At 71.8% G+C, this 20,491-nt stretch carries 18 protein-coding genes and 1 pseudogene; 10 read left to right on the forward strand and 9 right to left on the reverse strand.

Annotated features, from left to right (window positions below):
* Positions 1-60: 60 nt before the first annotated feature.
* A complete protein-coding gene (locus tag ACH4RG_RS03850) occupies positions 61-939 on the forward strand; it encodes a calcium-binding protein (RefSeq protein WP_398539072.1) in 879 nt (292 codons plus the stop codon).
* Between the two features lie 210 nt (positions 940-1,149).
* Positions 1,150-2,007 carry a DUF5707 domain-containing protein gene (locus ACH4RG_RS03855; protein WP_397919352.1) on the forward strand — a complete coding sequence of 286 codons (858 nt, stop codon included), beginning with the start codon at positions 1,150-1,152 and terminating at the stop codon, positions 2,005-2,007.
* 109 nt (positions 2,008-2,116) lie between these two features.
* Here the strand turns inward: ACH4RG_RS03855 and ACH4RG_RS03860 are convergent, their stop codons facing one another.
* Entirely contained in the window at positions 2,117-4,663 is a 2,547-nt protein-coding gene (locus tag ACH4RG_RS03860) for an HAD-IC family P-type ATPase (RefSeq protein ID WP_397919354.1), read from the reverse strand.
* A gap of 177 nt (positions 4,664-4,840) precedes the next feature.
* Positions 4,841-5,173: a DUF2530 domain-containing protein gene (locus ACH4RG_RS03865; protein ID WP_398161686.1), complete on the reverse strand. Its 333-nt coding sequence runs from the start codon at positions 5,171-5,173 to the stop codon at positions 4,841-4,843.
* 210 nt (positions 5,174-5,383) lie between these two features.
* On the opposite strand from ACH4RG_RS03865, the gene ACH4RG_RS03870 reads away from it, so the two are divergent.
* Complete coding sequence (locus ACH4RG_RS03870) at positions 5,384-6,838, forward strand: NCS2 family permease (RefSeq protein WP_397927587.1); 1,455 nt, start codon at positions 5,384-5,386, stop codon at positions 6,836-6,838.
* A gap of 68 nt (positions 6,839-6,906) precedes the next feature.
* Here ACH4RG_RS03870 and ACH4RG_RS03875 read toward each other — a convergent pair whose 3' ends face one another.
* Positions 6,907-7,146, reverse strand: coding sequence for a hypothetical protein (locus tag ACH4RG_RS03875; protein WP_397919359.1), 240 nt, complete (start codon positions 7,144-7,146; stop codon positions 6,907-6,909).
* A 134-nt stretch (positions 7,147-7,280) separates the two neighbouring features.
* On the opposite strand from ACH4RG_RS03875, the gene ACH4RG_RS03880 reads away from it, so the two are divergent.
* The 4 genes from ACH4RG_RS03880 (at position 7,281) to ACH4RG_RS03895 (ending at position 11,179) form a co-directional block, all read left to right on the forward strand.
* The gene (locus ACH4RG_RS03880; RefSeq protein WP_007452526.1) at positions 7,281-7,721 is read left to right on the forward strand and encodes a MarR family winged helix-turn-helix transcriptional regulator; all 441 of its coding nucleotides are present in this window, start codon (positions 7,281-7,283) and stop codon (positions 7,719-7,721) included.
* Positions 7,722-7,856: 135 nt separating this feature from the next.
* Positions 7,857-9,191: an MFS transporter gene (locus ACH4RG_RS03885; RefSeq protein ID WP_397919360.1), complete on the forward strand. Its 1,335-nt coding sequence runs from the start codon at positions 7,857-7,859 to the stop codon at positions 9,189-9,191.
* Between the two features lie 198 nt (positions 9,192-9,389).
* Positions 9,390-9,986 (forward strand): RNA 2',3'-cyclic phosphodiesterase, encoded by a 597-nt coding sequence (gene thpR / locus ACH4RG_RS03890; RefSeq protein ID WP_397919362.1) that lies wholly within the window; start codon positions 9,390-9,392, stop codon positions 9,984-9,986.
* Between the two features lie 203 nt (positions 9,987-10,189).
* Positions 10,190-11,179 carry an aldo/keto reductase gene (locus ACH4RG_RS03895; protein WP_397927590.1) on the forward strand — a complete coding sequence of 330 codons (990 nt, stop codon included), beginning with the start codon at positions 10,190-10,192 and terminating at the stop codon, positions 11,177-11,179.
* Positions 11,180-11,254: 75 nt separating this feature from the next.
* Here the strand turns inward: ACH4RG_RS03895 and pip are convergent.
* A pseudogene (pip, locus tag ACH4RG_RS03900) lies at positions 11,255-12,228 on the reverse strand (prolyl aminopeptidase).
* 110 nt (positions 12,229-12,338) lie between these two features.
* On the opposite strand from pip, the gene ACH4RG_RS03905 reads away from it, so the two are divergent.
* Together ACH4RG_RS03905 and ACH4RG_RS03910 are read left to right on the forward strand one after the other, a co-directional pair.
* Complete coding sequence (locus ACH4RG_RS03905; RefSeq protein WP_398539073.1) at positions 12,339-12,794, forward strand: VOC family protein; 456 nt, start codon at positions 12,339-12,341, stop codon at positions 12,792-12,794.
* Between the two features lie 10 nt (positions 12,795-12,804).
* Positions 12,805-13,296 carry a hypothetical protein gene (locus ACH4RG_RS03910; protein ID WP_397927591.1) on the forward strand — a complete coding sequence of 164 codons (492 nt, stop codon included), beginning with the start codon at positions 12,805-12,807 and terminating at the stop codon, positions 13,294-13,296.
* 95 nt (positions 13,297-13,391) lie between these two features.
* Here the strand turns inward: ACH4RG_RS03910 and ACH4RG_RS03915 are convergent, their stop codons facing one another.
* Positions 13,392-15,494 carry a serine/threonine-protein kinase gene (locus ACH4RG_RS03915; protein WP_398539074.1) on the reverse strand — a complete coding sequence of 701 codons (2,103 nt, stop codon included), beginning with the start codon at positions 15,492-15,494 and terminating at the stop codon, positions 13,392-13,394.
* A gap of 113 nt (positions 15,495-15,607) precedes the next feature.
* Positions 15,608-16,420 (reverse strand): SDR family oxidoreductase, encoded by an 813-nt coding sequence (locus tag ACH4RG_RS03920; protein WP_397927592.1) that lies wholly within the window; start codon positions 16,418-16,420, stop codon positions 15,608-15,610.
* Positions 16,421-16,640: 220 nt separating this feature from the next.
* On the opposite strand from ACH4RG_RS03920, the gene ACH4RG_RS03925 reads away from it, so the two are divergent.
* Positions 16,641-16,970 (forward strand): nuclear transport factor 2 family protein, encoded by a 330-nt coding sequence (locus tag ACH4RG_RS03925; protein ID WP_018958711.1) that lies wholly within the window; start codon positions 16,641-16,643, stop codon positions 16,968-16,970.
* Positions 16,971-16,994: 24 nt separating this feature from the next.
* On the opposite strand, the gene ACH4RG_RS03930 is transcribed toward ACH4RG_RS03925, so the two are convergent.
* From ACH4RG_RS03930 to ACH4RG_RS03940, 3 genes are all read right to left on the reverse strand, one after another.
* Positions 16,995-18,491 (reverse strand): helix-turn-helix domain-containing protein, encoded by a 1,497-nt coding sequence (locus ACH4RG_RS03930; RefSeq protein WP_397919376.1) that lies wholly within the window; start codon positions 18,489-18,491, stop codon positions 16,995-16,997.
* A gap of 73 nt (positions 18,492-18,564) precedes the next feature.
* Entirely contained in the window at positions 18,565-19,371 is an 807-nt protein-coding gene (locus ACH4RG_RS03935) for an SAM-dependent methyltransferase (RefSeq protein ID WP_397919378.1), read from the reverse strand.
* Positions 19,346-20,215, reverse strand: coding sequence for a helix-turn-helix domain-containing protein (locus tag ACH4RG_RS03940; protein WP_397919380.1), 870 nt, complete (start codon positions 20,213-20,215; stop codon positions 19,346-19,348). Before ACH4RG_RS03940 ends, ACH4RG_RS03935 begins: the two co-directional genes overlap by 26 nt.
* Positions 20,216-20,491 lie beyond the last annotated feature (276 nt).

A 20,491-nucleotide genomic window follows, 5' to 3' on the forward strand; every position in this document is an offset into this window, starting at 1 on the left:
GGGTCCCGCCGGGCTGACGACGCACCAGCGCCCCGGGGCCCCTTCTCCACTTGGGGACACATGCGTATTCGTGCCACCGTGGCCGCCGTTTCCGGCGCCCTGGCCCTTTCCGCTCTTGCCGTACCGGCCGTTCAGGCCGACGAGAAGCCGGAGGCGGGCCTCAGCGTGCCGTCCGGCGCCGACGTCTTCGCCGCCGAGCCCGGCGCGCCCGCCGCCGATGCCCGCGCCGCCCGTGCCGTCGAGACGCCCGTCATCAAGAAGGTCGTCGTCAACGGCGGCAAGAACATCGTGGTGGGCACGAAGTCCAAGCAGAAGTTCACGATCGCGATCACGGCCTCGTCGCCGTCCGGCATCGAAGACGCGTTCGCCTACCTGTGGCACGGTCACATCGACGAGGTCGACGGCTTCCTCGGCCCCACCCAGGAGTTCGGCAGCTGCAAGGTCTCGGCCGACCCGACCACCTCCACGTGCACCGTCTCGATCACGGTCGATCCGCGATCCGAAGACCTCTACACGAGCGGCCTCGCCGGCACCTGGAACGTCGCCGCCGGAGCGCTCGCGGCCACCGGCGGCAAGGACGACTTCGTCTGGAGCGACGCCCACGCCAAGACCCGCGTCCAGCGGTTCTCCAAGCTGACCGTGAACGCCTCCCCGGAGCCGGTGAAGAAGGGCAGGACCCTCACCGTGACCGGCAAGCTCACGCGCGCCAACTGGGACAGCAAGACGTACAAGGGCTACACCAACCAGCCCGTGAAGCTCCAGTTCAAGAAGAAGGGCGCCAAGAGCTACACGACGGTCAAGACCGTCAAGACCAGCTCCACCGGCACCCTGAAGACGACCGTCAAGGCCTCGACCGACGGCTACTGGCGCTTCAGCTTCGCCGGGACGTCCACCACTCCGGCCGTCTCGGTCGCCGGCGACTTCGTCGACGTCAAGTAGCGGCTGCCGTGCACCCGCCGTCGGCTCCAACGGGCTTGCGGCGGGCGCACGGTCGTCCCCAACGGTCTTCACGAAAAAGTCATAGACCGTACAACCATTGCCATGGTTCGTCCGTCTGTTCCTGTGAGCCAAGAGGCTCATGGATCAGATGGGCCCCGCCGGGCTGACGACACAAGCGCGCCCCGGGGCCCCTTCTCCACTTGGGGACACATGCGTATTCGTGCCACCGTGGCCGCCGTTTCCGGCGCCCTGGCCCTTTCCGCTCTCGCAGTACCGGCCGCACAGGCCGATGACGGTCGTTCGTGGACCGTGGACCACGGCGTCACAGCCCCGCAGCCCTCGGCGGGGGAGAAGACGAAGCGCTCGTTCGCCGCTACTCAGGCCGACGACGCCAAGATCACCTCGGCGGTCGTCAACGGCGGCAAGCCGATCGTGGTCGGCACCAAGTCGAAGCAGACGGTGCCCTACACCGTGACGGCCACCGACGACTCCGGCATCGCCGGCGCCGCCGCGTTCATCTGGATCGGCTCGTCCGTCGACGACCAGAACAGCTTCGGCTTCGGCCCGAACGAGAAGTCGATCTCCTGCAAGGTGGTCAACGCGACCACCACGACCTGCAAGGGCACCATCACCCTCACCCCGGATCTGATGCTGAACTCGGACGCGACCTGGTGGCGCGTCGGGGTTGCGGCCGGGGCCAACGACGGCCAGGAACTGGAGCGCGACGCGGTCTCCAAGGTCCGCGTCCAGCGGTTCTCCAAGCTGACCGTGAACGCCTCCCCGGAGCCCGTGAAGAAGGGCAAGACCATCACGGTCACCGGCAAGCTGACCCGTGCCAACTGGGACACCGGCACGTACAAGGGCTACAGCAAGCAGGCCGTGAAGCTCCAGTTCAAGAAGAAGGGCGCCAAGAGCTACACGACCGTCAAGACGGTCAAGACCAGCTCGACCGGCACCCTGAAGACGACCGTCAAGGCCTCGGCCGACGGCACCTGGCGCTACAGCTTCGCCGGCACGCCGAGCACCCCGGCCGTCTCGGCCAAGGGCGACTACCTCGACGTGAAGTAGACGCAGCAGCCGGAACAGCGGGAAGCCCCCGGGAGGACCACCGTCCTCCCGGGGGCTTCCCCGTGCCCGCGCTTCCCGGGGAGGCGCGGGGTCCGCCCCGCATCCCGCCCTACATCCCGAAGCGCCGCCCCACCCAGCGCCAGACGAACTCCAGCAGGGCGGCCGCCGCCACCGCTATGCCGACCGCCGCCCAGGGCATGGTCGTGCCGACCAGCTTCAGTGCGAAGAAGTCCTGGAGCCACGGCACCACGAGCACGATCAGGAAGCCGAGCCCCATCGCCGCCACCAGGCCGACCCGCCACCACGTGTACGGGCGGGCGATGATCGCCAGCACCCACATCGCGACCAGGAACAGGGTCAGCGTCGCCGCGCTCGTCTCGGCCGCCAGCGCGCCCTCGCCGCTGTAGTGGTGCCGCGCCACCAGGTACGTCGTGAAGGTGGCCGCCGCCGCGATGACGCCCGAGGGGATCGCGTACCGCATGACCCGGCGTACGAAGTGGGGCTGGGCCCGCTCCTTGTTGGGCGCGAGCGCCAGGAAGAACGCGGGGACGCCGATGGTCAGGGTGGCCAGCAGCGTCAGGTGCCTCGGCAGGAACGGGTACTCCACCTGGGTGCAGACCACCAGGATCGCCAGGAGCACCGAGTAGACCGTCTTGGTGAGGAAGAGCGTCGCGACCCGGGTGATGTTGCCGATCACCCGGCGGCCCTCGGCGACCACCGAGGGCAGCGTCGCGAAGCTGTTGTTCAGCAGCACGATCTGCGCCACCGCCCGCGTCGCCTCCGAGCCCGAGCCCATCGAGACGCCGATGTCGGCGTCCTTGAGGGCAAGGACGTCGTTCACTCCGTCACCCGTCATGGCGACCGTGTGGCCGCGCGACTGGAGGGCGGCCACCATGTCCCGCTTCTGCTGCGGGGTGACCCGGCCGAAGACCGCGTTCTGTTCCATGGCCGTGGCCATCTCGTCCGGATCGGTGGGCAGCCTGCGGGCGTCCAGCGTGTTCTCCGCGCCCGCGAGGCCCAGCTTCCCGGCGACCGCCCCGACCGAGACCGCGTTGTCGCCGGAGATGACCTTGGTGGCCACGTTCTGGTCGGCGAAGTAGGCGAGCGTGTCGCCCGCGTCCGGCCGCAGCCGCTGCTCCAGGACGACCAGGGCGGTGGGGGCGGCTCCGGCCGCCGCGCCGGGCGCGCTCAGCTCCCCCTCGGCGCGGGCCAGCAGCAGCACCCGCAGGCCCTGCTCGTTGAGGTGCTCGATCTCGGTGAGGGTCGCGTCGCCCTCGGACAGCAGGACGTCGGGGGCGCCGAGCAGCCAGGCGGAGGCCGTTCCGTCGGCCTCGGCGAAAGCCGCGCCGCTGTACTTGCGCGCGGAGGAGAACGGCATCGCGTCGGTGACCGTCCAGTGCTCCACGCCGTCGTCGGCGGCCGGGAGCGCGCCGTCGTCGGCCGTCGGGCGCGTGCCGTCGCCGGTCGGCGGGCGCCCGTCCCCGCCACCCGCCGGGTACGCGTCGATGATGGCCTGGAGGCTGGCGTTGGGCCGCGGATCCGAGGAGCCGAACGCCCGCAGCACCCGCGTCACGTACGCCCCGTCGCTCCCGTTGAGCGGCCGGACCTCCGTGACGTCCATGCCGCCCTCGGTGAGGGTCCCCGTCTTGTCCAGGCAGACCACGTCGACCCGGGCGAGGCCCTCGATCGCGGGCAGCTCCTGCACCAGGCACTGCTTGCGGCCCAGCCGTACGACGCCGATGGCGAAGGCGACGGAGGTCAGCAGGACCAGACCCTCGGGGATCATCGGGACGATGCCGCCGACGGTCCGGGCGACGGAGTCCTTGAAGTCGTTGTCCTTCACGACCAGCTGGCTGATGATCAGTCCGATCGCGGTCGGCACCATCATCCAGGTGACGTACTTCAGGATCGTGCTGATGCCGCTGCGCAGCTCCGAGTGGACGAGCGTGAAGCGCGACGCCTCCTCGGCGAGCTGTGCGGCGTACGCCTCGCGGCCCACCTTGGTCGCGGTGAACGCGCCGCCGCCCGCGACGACGAAGCTGCCGGACATCACCGGGTCGCCGGCCTGCTTGATCACCGGGTCGGCCTCCCCGGTGAGGAGCGACTCGTCGATCTCCAGGCTGTCGGCCTCGGCGACCGTGCCGTCCACGACCACCTTGTCCCCGGGGCCGAGCTCGATCAGGTCGCCGAGGACGATCCCGGAGGTGGAGATCTCGGCGGCGACCCCGTCGCGCCGTACGGTCGGCTTCGCCTCGCCGAGCACCGCGAGGCTGTCCAGGGTCTTCTTGGCCCGCCACTCCTGGATGATGCCGATGCCGGTGTTGGCGACGATCACGAAGCCGAAGAGGCTGTCCTGGATCGGCGCGACGAACAGCATGATCACCCAGAGCACGCCGATGATCAGGTTGAACCGGGTGAGGACGTTGGCCCGGACGATCTCGGTGACGGAGCGCGAAGAACGTACGGGGACGTCGTTGACCTCGCCGCGCGCGACCCGTTCGGCGACCTCGGCGGTGCTCAGCCCGTCCGGCCGACGGGCCGGCGGTGGCTCCATGGGGTGCACGGGGTCGAGTTCCGCCCCCGCGTCGATCATGGCCGGCCGGGAGGTTCCGGGGGTGTGCTGCTCCCCGGAGGAATCGAGTGCCCGCTGCGTCATGGGTCCGACGGTACGGGCGTGCGTGCCGAATCACCCACCGGAGCGGTCGAAGATCCGACCAGGGGAGGACGAAGACGGTCCCGTGGTCGTACGGACGGGAGCGAGGTGACGTGGTCGGTCGGACCGGACGGACCGGACGGAGGGAATCGGTCGAGCGGTTCGTTCAGGCGGTGCTGGTCAGGCGGTCCGGTCGCCGCGGCCCGTCGGCCCGCCGCCCAGCGCGCTGTCCGTCGCCGCGGCCCCCGCGGCGTCCTTGGCCTCGGCCTTGGCCGCGTGGCGCTTGAGGGCGGCGTCGCGCCCCCGGACGTACCAGATGCCGATCAGGCCGAGTCCGGCCCCGGCCAGCGGGGTCCACACCCACCAGGTGTGGCCGCGGTCGGCGAACCAGCCGTAGAAGGGGAGCTGGGCGAGGAAGAGGACGCACCAGAGGATCGTGCCGCCGACGACGGTGGCGACGACGGGGCCCTCCAGGGGTTCGGGCGCCTCGTGCTTCGGGGTCCACTTCTCCATGCGTTCAGTGTATGGGGCCACCGGGTCGCGGGTGTACGGCCCGGCCGACCCAAGGGGCGCGCGGGTCTACGCGCGGAGATAGCGATCTTCGCTTGATGTATTCATACTGAATCTGCTTTGGGTTGGCTCGATTTGTTCGTTTGAACATCCAATTTCGATCACCTTTCCGTCCCATCGCGTCCACTCCTCTACGTACGACTGAGGTCACCCATGCCCCCCTCGGCCACCGCTCCGGTCGACTCCCCGCCCCCCGCGACTCCGCAGTCCCAGGGCAGCCTGGACCGGTTCTTCAAGATCTCCGAGCGGGGGTCGACCGTTGCCCGCGAGTTCCGCGGCGGCTTCGCCACGTTCTTCGCGATGGCGTACATCATCGTGCTCAACCCGATCATCCTGGGCAGCGCGAAGGACATGTACGGCAACCAGCTCGACAACGGCCAGCTGGTCACCGCCACCGTGCTGTCCGCCGCGTTCTCCACTCTGCTGATGGGCGTCATCGGCAACGTGCCGATCGCACTCGCCGCGGGTCTCGGCGTCAACACGGTCGTCGCGCTCCAGCTCGCTCCCCGGATGAGCTGGCCGGACGCGATGGGCATGGTCGTCCTCGCGGGCATCGTGGTGATGCTGCTGGTCGCCACCGGACTGCGGGAACGCGTGATGAGCGCCGTGCCGAAGTCGCTCCGCAAGGGCATCGCGATCGGTATCGGCCTCTTCATCCTGCTGATCGGCCTCGTCGACTCGGGCTTCGTCTCGCGCATGCCGGACGCCGCGCACACCACCGTGCCGCTCCAGCTCGGCGGCAGCGGCCACCTCGACGGCTGGCCGGTGCTCGTCTTCGTCCTCGGCGCGCTGCTCACCCTCGCGCTGATCGTGCGCAAGGTGCCCGGCGCGATCCTGATCTCGATCATCGCCATGACGGCTCTCGCGCTGGTCATCGACGCGGTGGCGGGCCTGCCCGACGGGGCGTGGGGCCTGACGACGCCCGCGTGGCCGGGCAACCCGGTCTCGGCGCCGGACTTCGGGCTGCTCGGCGAGGTCAGCCTGTTCGGCGGCTTCGAGAAGGTCGGCGTCCTGACCGGCGCCCTGTTCGTCTTCACCGTGCTGCTGTCCTGCTTCTTCGACGCGATGGGCACCATTCTGGGCGTCGGCGACGAGGCGAAGCTGATGGACCAGGAAGGCAACTTCCCCGGCATCAACAAGGTGCTGTTCGTGGACGGCATCGCGGTCGCCGCGGGCGGCGGCAGCTCCTCCTCCGCCACCACGTGCTTCGTGGAGTCCACCGCGGGCGTCGGCGAAGGCGCCCGCACCGGACTGGCGAGCGTGGTGACGGGTCTGCTCTTCTCGGTGGCGCTGTTCCTCACACCGCTGGCGACCATGGTCCCGTCGCAGGCGGCCACCCCCGCCCTGCTGGCGGTCGGCTTCCTGATCATCGCGGGCTCGGTGCGGGACATCGACTGGAGCGACTTCACGCTCGCGGTCCCGGCGTTCCTCGCGATGGTGATGATGCCGTTCACGTACTCGATCACCAACGGAATCGGCATCGGCTTCGTCGCCTTCTCCGTGCTGCGCCTGGCGGCCGGGCGCGGCCGTGAGGTGCCGGTGGCCATGTACGCGGTCTCTGCCGTGTTCGTCTTCTACTACGCGATGCCGGCGCTCGGCCTCACGTGATCGGGTGCTCCGTGCTGCCGTCGGCCGGTCTCACGTGATCAGGTTCTCCGTGCTGCCGTCGGCCGGTCTCACGTGATCGGTGGCGTCACGCTCCTCCTGGAGTCGACCGGAGGCGTCACGCTTCCCCCGGGGGCGCCGTAGAACTTCTCCGTCTCCTCGACGGCCGCCGTGAAGCGTTCGTCGAAGTCGTCGCGAATGAGCGTCCGGACCACGTAGTCCTGGACGCTCATTCCGCGTTTCGCGGCGTGCTGCCGGAGCCGGTCGAGCAGCTCACCGTCTATCCGCAGGCTGAGCACTGTCGATCCCATGTCCAGCAGGGTCGCCGCCCCGGAGCGCTCTTTGCGTCACTTTCCGCTTCTAACTCACTCGTTCGGGTGATCGGTTTCTCGCGCGTGTACCACCAGGTGGTATTTAGATTGGGTAATGAGTTACGCTAACAAACATGCCTGACCTGATCCACGACGGCGACAGTGCCGCCGCCGTGAGCTCCCTCCGCTCCGCCGTGATGCTGCTGGGCCGTCGCCTGAAGCACCAGCGTGTCGACGAGTCGCTGAGCCCCACCGAGATGTCGGTGCTCGGCACCCTTGCCCGCTGCGGCTCGGCCACCCCCGGTGAGCTGGCCCGCAAGGAGCACGTGCAGCCCCCGTCGATGACCCGCATCGTCGCGCTGCTGGAAGCGAAGGGGCTGGTCAGGCTGGAACCGCACCCCGATGACCGTCGGCAGAAGAGGGTCAGCCAGACCGAGCAGGCCGAGGCCATGCTCGCGGAGAGCCGCACCAAGCGGAACGCCTGGCTGTCCCACCTCGCCGAGGGCCTGGACGAGGACGAGTGGGAGACCCTTCGGGCCGCCGCGCCCGTGTTGGAGAAGCTCGCCCACCTGTGACCCCGCGGGCGCGCCGACGGTGGTCCGCCGCCGGACCGGAAGCACCAGCCGGTCCGGACCGGATCACCGCCGGAGCGCCCGTCGTCACGTCCTCGTCGGACCGAACGCCGCAGACGCCCGAGGAGGCGAACCCTTTTGAGTACGGGATCCGGAGCAGACTCCGCCCCCGCACCGACTTCCACCCACGAGAGCAAGACCGGCGGGACCTTCTCGTCGCTGAAGATACGTAACTACCGCCTGTTCGCCACGGGCGCCGTGATCTCCAACACCGGTACCTGGATGTCCCGCATCACGCAGGACTGGCTCGTGCTGAGCCTGACGGGTTCCGCGACGGCCGTGGGCATCACCACGGCCCTCCAGTTCCTTCCCATGCTGCTCTTCGGCCTGTACGGCGGCGTCCTCGCCGACCGCCTCCCGAAGCGGCAGATCCTGCTCGTCAGCCAGGCCCTGCTCGGCCTGTGCGGCATCGCGCTGGCCGTCCTGACCCTGACCGGGGTCGTGGAGGTCTGGCACGTCTACCTGGTCGCCTTCCTCCTCGGCATGGTGACCGTCGTCGACAACCCGGCCCGCCAGTCGTTCGTCTCCGAGATGGTCGGCCCCGCGCAGCTGCGCAACGCGGTCAGCCTGAACTCGGCGAACTTCCAGTCCGCCCGGCTCATCGGCCCCGCCGTCGCGGGCGTCCTGATCACCACGGTCGGCAGTGGCTGGGCCTTCCTGCTCAACGGGCTCTCCTTCCTGGCCCCGCTCATCGGCCTGCTGATGATGCGCACCACCGAGCTGCACGCCTCGGTGACCGTCCCCCGCGCCAAGGGGCAGCTCCGCGAGGGCCTGCGCTACGTGAAGGGCCGCCCCGAGCTGATCTGGCCGATCGTCCTGGTCGGCTTCGTCGGCACCTTCGGCTTCAACTTCCCGATCTGGCTGACCGCCTACGCCGACGAGATCTTCGACGGCGGCGCGGGCCTGTACTCGTTCTTCAACATCCTGATGGCGGCCGGTTCGCTGGCCGGCGCACTGCTCTCGGCCCGCCGCCGCTCCACCCGGCTGCGGATGCTGGTGATCGCGGGCACGGCGTTCGGGCTGCTGGAGATCGCCGCCTCGCTGTCCCCGTCGGTCTGGCTGTTCTCGATCCTGCTGGTCCCGATCGGCATGCTCGGCCTGACCACGAACATCACCGCGAACACGAGCGTCCAGATGGCCGCCGACCCGGAGATGCGGGGCCGGGTGATGAGCCTGTACATGATGGTCTTCGCCGGGGGTACGCCGGTGGGCGCCCCGATCGTCGGCTGGATCAGCGACACGTACGGCGCCCGCACCGGCTTCGCGGCCGGCGGCGCGATCTCGGTGATCGCCGCTCTGGGCGTCGGCTTCGCCCTCGCCCGCGTCGGCGGCCTCCGCCTGAAGGTCGACCTCCGCCCGGGCCGCCCGCACGTCCGCTTCGTCCCGCGCGAGCAGCTGGCGACGGCGGCATGACCCGCACGGAACCGCCCTCCTCCCGGTCCGGGAGGAGGGCGGTTCCCGTACGTCCGGGCGGGGTCGGTCGCGGGTTCGGTCGCGGGTCTAGTCGCGGGGGAAGGCGTCGGTCGTGAGGACGAGGCCGACGACGGTCGAGGTGAGGCCGACGACAGGCCCGGCGTCCCGGACACGCCCGGACCTGCCAGACTCGCGCGCATGAGCAGCCACAGCTCGGGCCGTCCGCCCGCCCAGCGCCTCTTCGCCGCCGTCCTGCCGCCCGCCGCGGCCGTCGCCGGACTCCGGGCCGCGCTGGCCCCGCTCCACGCGCTGCCCGGCGCGGGGGACCTGCGGTGGACGCGGCCCGCGGACTGGCACTACACACTGGCGTTCTACGGCGAGGTCCCCCAGGACGTCCTCCCGGAGCTGTACGCGCGCCTGGAACGGGCCGCCCACCGCACCGGGCCCTTTCCGCTCCGGGTGCACGGTGCGGGGCACTTCGGCGGGCGGGCCCTGTGGGCCGGGGCGGCGGGCGGGCTCGACACACTGCGGCTGCTCGCCGAGCGCGCCGACGCCGCCGCCCGGCGGGCCGGGCTGCCCATGGAGGACCACCGCCGCTACGCCCCGCACCTCACGCTGGCCCGGAGCCGGGGCGAGGCGGACCTGAGGCCCTTCACCGCGGCGCTGGCGGGGTTCGAGGGGGAACGCTGGGAGGCCGGTGAGCTGAGTCTCGTACGGAGCGATCCACCGGTGTCCGGCGTGCCGGGGGAGCGGCCGCGCTACGAGACGGTACGGGCCTGGGCGCTCGGCGGGTGAGCGGTGCCGTTACGCTCGAAGGGTGGACCCGAAGACCAGAAACCGCATCATGGCGGCCGTGCTCGTGCTGATGTTCGTCGTCGTCGCCGTGGGGGCCGCCCTGGGCGGCTGATACCGGCGGACCGCCGGGAGGCCGTGCCCGTCCGGCGCGTCCGGGACACATGCTTGCCTGGAGTGGACTCGAAGGAGTTGGCTGGGGCGTCATGAAGTACACACAGCTCGGACGCACGGGACTCAAGGTCAGCCGGCTCGTCCTCGGGACGATGAACTTCGGCCCGCAGACCAACGAGTCGGACAGCCACGCCATCATGGACTCCGCGCTCGGCGCGGGCCTGAACTTCTTCGACACGGCCAACGTCTACGGCTGGGGCGAGAACAAGGGCCGTACCGAGGAGATCATCGGCACCTGGTTCGCGCAGGGCGGCGGCCGGCGCGACAAGGTGGTCCTGGCCACCAAGATGTACGGCAACATGGCCGCCGACGGCGACGCCTGGCCGAACCACGACAAGCTCTCCGCCGTGAACATCCGGCGCGCGGTCGACGCCTCGCTCAAGCGCCTCCAGACCGACCACATCGACCTGTACCAGTTCCACCACGTCGACCGCGACACGCCCTTCGACGAGATCTGGCAGGCGATCGACGTCCTGGTCCAGCAGGGCAAGATCCTGTACGCCGGTTCCTCGAACTTCCCCGGTTACAAGATCGCCCAGGCCAACGAGCAGGCCGCCCGACGGGGTTCGCTCGGCCTGGTCAGCGAGCAGTGCATCTACAACCTCGCCGAGCGCCGTGCCGAGATGGAGGTCATCCCGGCCGCGCGGGACTACGGCCTCGGCGTCATCCCGTGGTCGCCGCTCCACGGCGGCCTGCTGGGCGGCGTCATCAGGAAGACGACCGAGGGCGGCCGCCGCGCCTCGGGCCGCGCCGCCGACGCCCTGGCCGACCCCGCCACCCGGTCCCAGCTCCAGGCGTACGAGGACCTGCTCGACAAGCACGGCCTGGAACCCGGCGAAGCGGCCCTGGCCTGGCTGCTGACCCGCCCCGGCATCACGGGCCCGATCGTCGGACCCCGCACCGCCGACCAGCTGGACAGCGCCCTGCGCGCCCTGGAACTGGACCTCCCGGAGGCCGTGCTCACGGGCCTGGACGAGATCTTCCCGGGCCCGGGGCCGTCGCCGGAGGCGTTCGCCTGGTAGGTCCCGGCGACCCCTGGAAGCACCGACGCCCGGCCACCGCTCCCTCGCGAGGGGACGGCGGTCGGGCGCTGTCCGTCACGACCGCCCCGCGAACCCGTCCAGCGCCCCCAGGACCGCCCGCCGGGTCTCCGCACCGCCCGTGTGCCCCGCGTCCTCGATGATCGTCAGCTCGGCGTCCGGCCAGGCGCGGGCGAGTTCCCAGGCGGTGATCAGGGGGCTCGCCAGGTCGAAGCGGCCGTGGACCAGGGCGGCCGGGATGCCGGTCAGGCGGTGGGCGTGGGCGAGGAGTCGGCCTTCCTCCAGCCAGGCTCCGTGGGCGAAGTAGTGGGCGCAGATCCGGACGAACGCCTGCTGGGCGCGGTCCGGGCGGCTGCCGTACGGGGGCGGGCCCGGGGTCGCCTCCATCGAGACGACCGCGTCCTCCCAGGCGCACCAGTCGGCCGTGGCCCTCTCCCGTACGCCGGCGTCCTCGCTCTCCATGCGGCGGGCGTACGCCGCGACCAGGCCGCTCGGGTCGCTCGTCTCGGGGACGCCCGCGCGGAAGGCGTCCCAGGCCTCGGGGAAGAGCCGGCCGACGCCCCGGTAGAGCCAGTCGATCTCGCTGCGGCGGGTCGTCGTCACCGCAGGGATCACCGCCTCCGTGACCCGCCCCGGGTGCTCCTCGGCGTACGCCAGGATCAGGGTCGAGCCCCAGGAGCCGCCGTACAGCAGCCACGTGTCGATGCCCAGGTGTTCCCGCAGGAGTTCCATGTCGGCGATCAGGTGTGCCGTCGTGTTGTGCGACATGTCGGTCGCCGGGTCGCTCGCGTGCGGGGTGGAGCGACCACAGCCCCGCTGGTCGAAGAGACCACCCGGTAGCGGTCCGGGTCGAAGTACCGGCGGGCGCGGGGCGTGCAGCCCGAGCCGGGGCCACCGTGCACCACCAGGGCCGGCTTGCCGTGCGGGTTGCCGCACACCTCCCAGTACACCTGGTTGCCGTCGCCGACGTCCAGCAGGCCGCTCCCGTACGGTTCGATCGGGGGGTAGGGGTCGTTCGGTTCGCGGTGCACGGCGTGGTTCCCCTCGGTGCGGCGGGCGGCGGGCGGCGGGCGGTGGGCGGTGGGCGGTGGGCCACGTTACGCGGATGCGATCGCCGGAGGTGTCCCGTACGGTCCTGCCCATGACGACAGCGCGTATCGATCTGACCCTTGACGCCAGCGACGCCCAACTCCTCTCCGTCTTCTGGAAGTCGGCCCTGGGATACGTGGACCAGCCCCCGCCGCCGCGGTTCGCGACCCGGGAGGAGTGGCTCGCCCAGCTCGACCTGCCGGAGGGCGAGTCGCTGGACGACGTGGCCTGGCTCTGCGACCCGGACGGCGTCGGCCCCCGGCTCTCCATCCTCAAGGTCCCCGAGCCGAAGACCGCGAAGAACCGGCTGCACATCGACGTGCGGATCCCGGGGCACGGAACCCCGGCCGAGCGCTGGGACCGCGTCCGGGCGGAGGCAGCACGGCTGGTGGCGGCCGGCGGGTCCGTGCTGGCGGAGGTCGGCGAGCATCATGTGGTGATGGCCGACCCGGAGGGGAACGAGTTCTGCGTGGCGGCGGCCGGCGCGCCCACCCCGGCCGCCGCGTAGCCTGGACACCGTGAACGCCGCTCCCCGCATTCTCGCCGTCCTGGACGAACTGCTCGCCTCGGCCGCACCTGACGATCGAGGTGCGCTCTGGCACCTGGCGGAGCCGGGACGGGAGTTGGACGCCAATCTGGTGCGCCTGCCTGCGGGCGCCGAGGTCGGTGAGCATCAGGAGGACGTGCTCGATGTGCTCCTCGTCGTGCTGGAGGGCCGAGGGGGCGTCAGGACGGCGGAGGGCGGGCCGGTCCTGGAGCTGCGGCCCAGCACCGTCCTCTGGCTGCCCCGCACGTCACGACGGGCGCTGGCCGCCGGGCCCGGCGGGCTGGTGTATCTCACCGTCCACCGCCGCCGACCCGGCCTGGCGATCAAGCCGCCGGTCGGGGCGTACGAGGGCGGCGAGGGGCCCTGCATGCTGGACCGGGTCTGCCCGGAGTGCGGGCGGCTGTCCCAGGACCCCGCACCGGTCTTCTGCAGCCGGTGCGGGGAGCGGTTCCCCGAGCGCTGAGCCCGGGGGGCCGAGACAGAGCGCTGAGCCAGAGCGCTGAGCCTGAGGGGCGGCGCGGGCCCGAGTCCCGGCGCACCGGGGGCGACGCGACCCGCTCAGGACTTCCCGCACTCCGTCAGGTCCGGGCGGCCCGGCGGGTTCTCCTTGCCCACCAGGTCGGCCAGGTTCTCCTTGTACATGTCCTCCCAGACCCTGCCGGCCAGGATCGTCCGGAGCGCCGAGCACACCTCGCCCTTCAGGAGCGGGGTCTTCGGCCGCATCGCCACGCCGTAGCCCTCCGCGCCCTCGATGGGCTCCAGCTGCCGCACCTTGCCCGGGTTGGCCTTCACGTATCCGGCGAGGATGATGTCGTCCGAGGCCACCGCGTAGACGTCGGACTTCGGGTCCAGCAGTTTGTCCAGGCAGTCCTGGTAGGTGTTGGGCTGCGACTTCGCCATGGTGAAGCCCTGCTTCGGCAGCTCCGTCTCGTACGTCGACTTTCGCGCCGTGCACACCTCGACGCGCAGGTCCTCCAGGTCGCTGGAGTCGTTGATCGTGTACTTGCTCGACTTCTCGCGGACCAGGAAGCTCCGGCTCGCGTCGTAGTACGGGCCCGCGAAGTCGACGCTGTAGCCGCCGGGAGAGGCGGTCTTGCGGTCGGGGGTGATGCTGTACGACGCGATGACCAGGTCCACCTGCTTGGTCTTCAGCGCGGTGCTCCGGTAGTCCGTGGCGACCGTGGTGAAAGCGACCTCGCCCTTGGCGTAGCCCATGCTCTCGGCGATCGCGTACGCCAGGTCGATGTCGTAACCCTTGTACGTACGCGTCTTCTTGTCGAAGATGCTCAGCCCGGGCTGGTCGTCCTTGACGCCGATCTTCAGGGTGGGATGGGTGTCCTTCCACCGCTCCTTGCTGCCGCTGCCGGCGGCACCCTCGGCGTCGCCCCGGCCCTGCACCGAGCCCGCCCGGTCGTCGCCGCCCCCGCCCTTCTCGCCGCTGCCCTGGGAGGCCATCCAGCCCGCGCCGGCCAGCAGCGCCAGGCACACCACCGCCGCGGCCGCCTTCCAGCCCCGGTACCGGCCGGGCGGCCCGCCCGCCGCCGCGGGAGCGGGCGGGGGCGTGGGCATCACCGGCGCCGGTGCGGGCGGCGGCACGGCGGGAGGGGGCACCGGCACGGGGGTCGAGGGGTCCGGTGGGGAGACGGCCGTCGGCGGGTGCGTCGCCGACGCGGCCACCGCCGCGTTCGACGCGGACGGGTCCGCGAGCACCTCACGGAGCATCGCCTCGGCCGTGGCCGCGTCCAGGCGCTCCCGCGGGTCCGCGGTCAACAGCCCCTGGATGACCGGGGCGAGAGGCCCCGCGTAGCGGAGGGCCGGGTCGGGGGTCTGCCGGATGTTCTCCTGGACCTCCCAGACCTCGTGCCCGGCGAAGGGCACGCGGCCCTCGACCATCTCGTACAGCGTGATCCCCAGCGCCCACAGGTCGGAGGCGGGGGTGGGGCCCGGGGAGGCGGGGGCGAAGAGTTCGGGTGCCAGGTAGGAGGAGGTGCCGATGACGCTTCCGGACCGGGTCACCCGGTCCGCGCCCTCGAAGGTGGCGATGCCGAAGTCCACCAGGATCGCGAGGCCGTCGTCGCGTACGAGGACGTTGCCCGGTTTCACGTCGCGGTGGACGACCGATGCCGCGTGGACCGCTTGCAGGCCCTGGAGGATCTGGAGCCCGATGTTCGCGGCCCTCGGCACGGCGAGGACCCCGCCGCCGCCCAACAGATCCCCCAGGGACCTCGCTTCGAGCAGCTTCATCACGATCCAGACCTGGTTGTCGGTCTCGACCTGGTCATGGACCGTCACCACGTTCTGGTGCTCGATCTTGGCGATGGCCTCCGCCTCGCGCCGCGCCCGTTGCAGCGCCGCCGTCTGCGTGGCGGGGGTCATCGCGTTCCGGTCGAGCAGGCCCTTCACGGCGACGAACCGGCGCAGCCGCCGGTCGTGGGCCTTCCAGACCTCGCCCATCCCGCCGCTGCCGATCGGCTCCAGCAGCTCGTAGCGACCGTCGATCACGGTCCGGGGGGAGGGCGGCGCGTCGTGCGGCGGGGGCGGCGTGCTCGGCCACTCCTGCGGCGCCACGGCGTCCGGCTGCCTGGGGTCGTCGTTCGACCGGCGGTCCTCGGGGCCCCTGGCCCCGTCGCCCGCTCTGCCGGCCCTGTCTTCGTTGTGCATACGACCCCCTGTGCACTACATGGACCACGCCAGATTAGACGTTACGTCCTGTTCGGACGCACGGGCGTGAGGTGCCGGTTCGCGCCCCGGCGATCGGCGGTACGAACAGGAGCCTAGGACGCCGCGCCGCCGTTGCTCTTCAGCAACTGGCCGTTGACCCACTGGCCTTCGGGGGAGCACAGGAATCCCACCAGGTGGGCGGTGTCCAGCGGGGTGCCTAGACGGCCGAGCGGGGTGTCCCGCGCCAGGGTCTCGCGCAGCTCGTCGTTCATCCAGCCGGTGTCCACCGGGCCGGGGTTGACGACGTTCGCGGTCACCCCGAGGTGGGCCAGCTCGTGCGCGGCGGCCAGTGTGATGCGGTCCAGGGCTCCCTTGCTCGCCCCGTAGGGGAGGTTGCCCACGGTGTGGTCGCTGGTGAGCGCGACGATCCTGCCTGTCGGGGTGCCGGGCACGGCGCCGGGCGTGCCGCGGAAGCGGAGCCCGTACTCGCGGATCAGCAGCCAACTGGCTCGGGCGTTCACCGCGAAGTGCCGGTCGAACGCCTCCACGGTGGTGTCGAGCAGTCCCGAGTCCACCGACTCCGCGTGCGAGAGGACGAGTGCGGTCACCGGCCCGCCGAGGCGCTGTTCCGCCTCGTCGAAGATGCGCGTCGGCGCGTCGGGGTCGGTCAGGTCCGCCTCGATCGCCGCCGTACGGGCCCCTGTCTCCGCCAGCTCCCTCTCGATGGACGCGGCGGCCCCCGGCTCGGCGCCCCAGTCCATGCGGCGGTCGTACGGCGTCCAGTAGGTGAAGGCGATGTCCCAGCCGGTGGCCGCCAGCCGGCGCGCGATGCCCGCGCCGATGCCGATGCTGCGGCCGACGCCGGTGATGAGGGCGATGGGGCGGTCCGGGCCGGAGGCGGGCGGGGGCTGTTCGGTGTTCGTCACGCGGTGATCCTTCGTGACCCGTACGCGTACGTCAATGGCCTTTCCGGACACGCGGGGGACGCTCTTGGGCCTGTGCTGACCTGCGGTGAACCGTCTGCCTGGTGGGGCCCCACGGGGTCATGCGGTCCGGCACGCCCGACATGCGGCGGCGGGCGTGCCGACGGAGACTCGGTGAGGATCTCGGGGACGCCCGTTCCCGGATGCGCCGAGGAGGAACACGATGACCTCATCGATCAGCGACCCGGCGGTGGAGAAGTTCATCGCCGCGGTGAACGCGGGCGACAGGGACGCCTTCTTCGCCGACGTCCTCACCGAGGACGCCACCATGTCCGACGACGGCAGCGAACGGGACCTGGCGGCCTGGACGGAGAAGGAGATCTTCTCCCCGAAGGCCAACGGCCGCATGAAGGTCGTGGACGCCTCCGACGACGGCCGCAGCCTCGTCGTCGACTACACCAACGACGCCTGGGGCACGATGCGGACCCGCTGGGTCTTCACGGTCGCCGGTGACCGCGTCAGCCGCTTCGAGACGGGCCAGGCGCCGTCCTGAGACAGGCCGCCCCCTCGACGCCCGTCACAGGCGGCGGTAGGTGCGGCCGCCGCGCCGGGGGAGGGCCGTCGGGTCGTCGGGACCGTTCCGGGTGGCCTTCAGCGCGAGGTGGACCTCGGCGCGCACGGTGGCGTCGGCGAGGTTGCGCGCGAGGTGTTCGGCGCACCGGGTGAGCCAGCCGGCCAGGGTGGTGCGGTGGACGTGCAGTTCGGCCGCGGCGGGGGCGGTCCGGGCGTGGTGGCGCAGCCAGCAGGCCAGGGCGATCCGCAGGTGCGGCTCCAGACCGCCGACCAGGCCGACGGCCCAGCTCCGGGCCGCCTCGGTGTCCAGGAGATCGTCCGGCAGTGCCTCCAGCGGGGCGGGACCGGCCGGACAGTCGCTGCCGCGGCTGCGGCTACGGCTGCTGGGGCTGAGGTCGGCGTCGGCGTCGGCGTCCAGGTCGGGGGCGGGGGCGCGGAGGGCGAGCAGCAGATGCGCCTGCACGGTGGCGTCCTCCAGGTCCGCGCCGAGCAGCCGGGACAGGTCGCGTATCCGGGCCCGGACCGTGCCGGCCGACAGGCCGAGCGCGGCGGCGGCGCGGGGCTTGCTGCCGGTGCGGAGCCAGACCAGGAGGAGGTGCTGGTGGGCCGGGGCCAGCGGGCGCAGCACGGATGCCGCCCACCGGGCGTACGGGACGGCGGGCAGCAGGGGGGCGAGCCGGGAGGTGCCCACGACGTCGGCGGGGACGACGCGGCAGTCAGGAGTGGCGCTGTGCCGGGCGGCGGCGGCGTCGCTGTGAGCGGTGGACATCTCGGCCAGGGGCAGGGGCCCGGCCATGCCCGCGAGCAGGTGATGCCGTTCGCTCAGCCGGGAGACCAGGCGCAGGATCCGCCCGTCGTCGCCGCCGTGGTGGAGCTCGGCGACGACCAGTTCGGCGTCCGGTCGGCCGATCAGGGTGCAGGCGTCGGCGTGCGGGGCGATGGAGGGGCGGGCGGCCCGCCAGAGCACCTCGTGGGCGGTGGGCAGGTCCGGGCCGGCGAGCCGGTAGACCGTGACATGCGTGAGCCTGTTCCCGCCGAGGGTCTCGGTGACCGCGGCGGTGTGGCCCGCCAGCAGCAACCGGATGAGGGTGGTGTGCAGCCGCATCTGTTCGCCCCGCAGCTCCGCCGCCCGCCGGCCCCGCACTTCCAGGAGGGCCGCGGTGGTCGTGGCGACGTGGCAGGTGTGCCCCGGGGGCACGGTGGGCGCCGGGGCCAGGACGAGAACGGCTCCGGCCGCCGGGTGCCGCGTGCAGTGCGGGTGTTCGAGGGGCGCGGCGGCCGCGTGTACGCCGTCGGCCGCCGCGGCCGCGGGGGTGCTGTAGACGGCCCCGGCGATGGGGTCGGCCAGTACCGCCCACCCCTGGACCAGGGATGCGGCCTCGGCGATCAGGTGCGCGCCGGAGAGCGTCGCAGCCCGCAGCAGCCGGGCCGACGCCTCCCGCTCGTGCCGGGCACCCCGCGGGCCGGTGCCCCCGTGGCCGGTCGTGCCTGTGCTGCTCATGGGCGCGCCTCCGCGGGCCGTGCGCGCCGCGCGCGGGAGGTTCCGTGCGCGGCGCGGCAGGTGCGGACGTGGGTCAGGGAATGCGGGCGACCGCGCCCCACCCGGCCCGGGCCGTGGTGGTGCCGGTGTTCGCGTCGGGCCGCCAGTTCGGCCAGGACACCATGCCCGGCTCCACCATCTCCAGCCCTTCGAAGAACGCGATCGTGGTCTCCGGCTCCCGGAAGATGTACGGGATCGCGCCGCTCGCGTTGTACTCGTCCTGGACGGCCCGGTGGGCGTCGTCGGACGCGGTGGAGTGGCTGAGCGAGAGGTAGCTGCCGGAGGGCAGGCGGTCCACCAGCCGCCGCACCAGGGACAGGGCGTCGTCCCAGTCCACGATGTGCCCGAGGACGTCGCTGATCACGAGGGCGACGGGCTGCGTCAGGTCCAGGGTCTTGGCCGCCCCGGTGAGCACGGTCCCGGTGTCGCGCATGTCCGCCTCGACGTAGGCGGTGGCGCCCTCGGGGGTGCTGGTCAGCAGCGCGTGGACGTGCAGGAGCACCAGGGGGTCGTGGTCGACGTAGACGATCCGGGATTCCGGGGCTATCCGCTGGGCCACCTCGTGCGTGTTGTTCGCGGTGGGCAACCCGGCGCCCACGTCGAGGAACTGGCGAATGCCGGCGTCCCGGGCGAGGTGGGTGACCGTACGGCGGAGGAAGTCCCGCGACTCCTTCGCGAACGTCTCGATCAGCGGGTACTTCTCACGGTAGGCGTCGCCCGCCGACCGGTCCGCCGGGAAGTTGTCCTTGCCGCCGAGCCAGTAGTTCCAGACACGTGCGGAGTGCGCCACGCTCGTATCGATCTGCGCGGGCAGTTCAGGCCCATTTCCGGTCGTACTCATCCTGTAACACCTCTCCTGTTCGGGCCGGCCGCATCGCCATCACGCACGACACGTCCAGCATTCCCTGATACGTCTGCACGGGGTGGGGGCTGTCCCACACCTCCGCCGTGCCGGGGAGCCCGCCCTCCCGCACCACATGGTCCGCGATCTCCCGGATCTCCACCCGGTAGAGGGTCAGTGCCGGGACCCCGGTCAGCGGGTGCGGCGGGGCGTACTCGGGGTGCAACTGCACGGTCACATCACCCCGCTCCGCCAGCTGTTGGATGCTCCTGAGCTGCTCACGCATCACGGCGTCGCCGCCCACCCGGACGCGCAGCGCGGTGACGGGGAGCACGGCCCAGAGCCGGGTCTGCTGTTCCTGGAGCCGTTTCTGACGCTCGACCAGGAAGTCCGCCCGACGCTGCCGCGTGACCGCGTCCCGGTCGGGACACCTGATCTCGTCCACGGCCATCGCGTAGGCCGGGGTCCGCAGCAGCAGCGGCACCAGCGCCGGGTCCCAGGTGCGTACGACGCCGGCCGCCGACTCCACGCTCATCAGATCCATCAGCCAGGGTGCCATCGCATCGCGCCACGGATGCCACCAGCCGGGCATGTTGGCCGCGTTGAGCCGCCCCATGATGTCGTCGGCCTCCGCCGCGCCCGCCCCGTAGGCGGCGAGCAGGGCGGAGACCTGCCCCACGTCGAGGGAGGTCTGCGCCTGTTCCAGCCGCCGCAGCGTCGTGGGATGCCACCCCAGCTGCGTGGCGGCCTGGGAGACGGAAAGGCCGGCGCCTTCCCGCAGTCGGCGCAGGCGGGCCACGAGGACCAGATGCCGCGCCGTCCGCCCCGACCTCTCGCGCGCCACGGCTTCCCCCTCCCCGTTCCGGTACCGCTTCGGTTCCGCTTCGGTCCCGCTCCGGTCCCGTTTCGGCTCGATCTATCCGACATTCCGCGCAGTCTGCGCACAGTGCACACAGCGCACCTTGCGACGGTCGCACGGCGCTCTCAAGGTAAGCATGTCCGACTCGACCACACGCCAACTCGGCGAGACCGGGCCGATCTTGCCCCCCATCACCAGCCCCGTGCGCAGCCAGCCCCCGCCCTCGGCCCCAGCAGCTCTCATCCCGGCCCCGCCCCGACC

The sequence above is a fragment of the Streptomyces sp. NPDC021019 genome, from assembly GCF_044333295.1.
Lineage (GTDB): Bacteria > Actinomycetota > Actinomycetes > Streptomycetales > Streptomycetaceae > Streptomyces.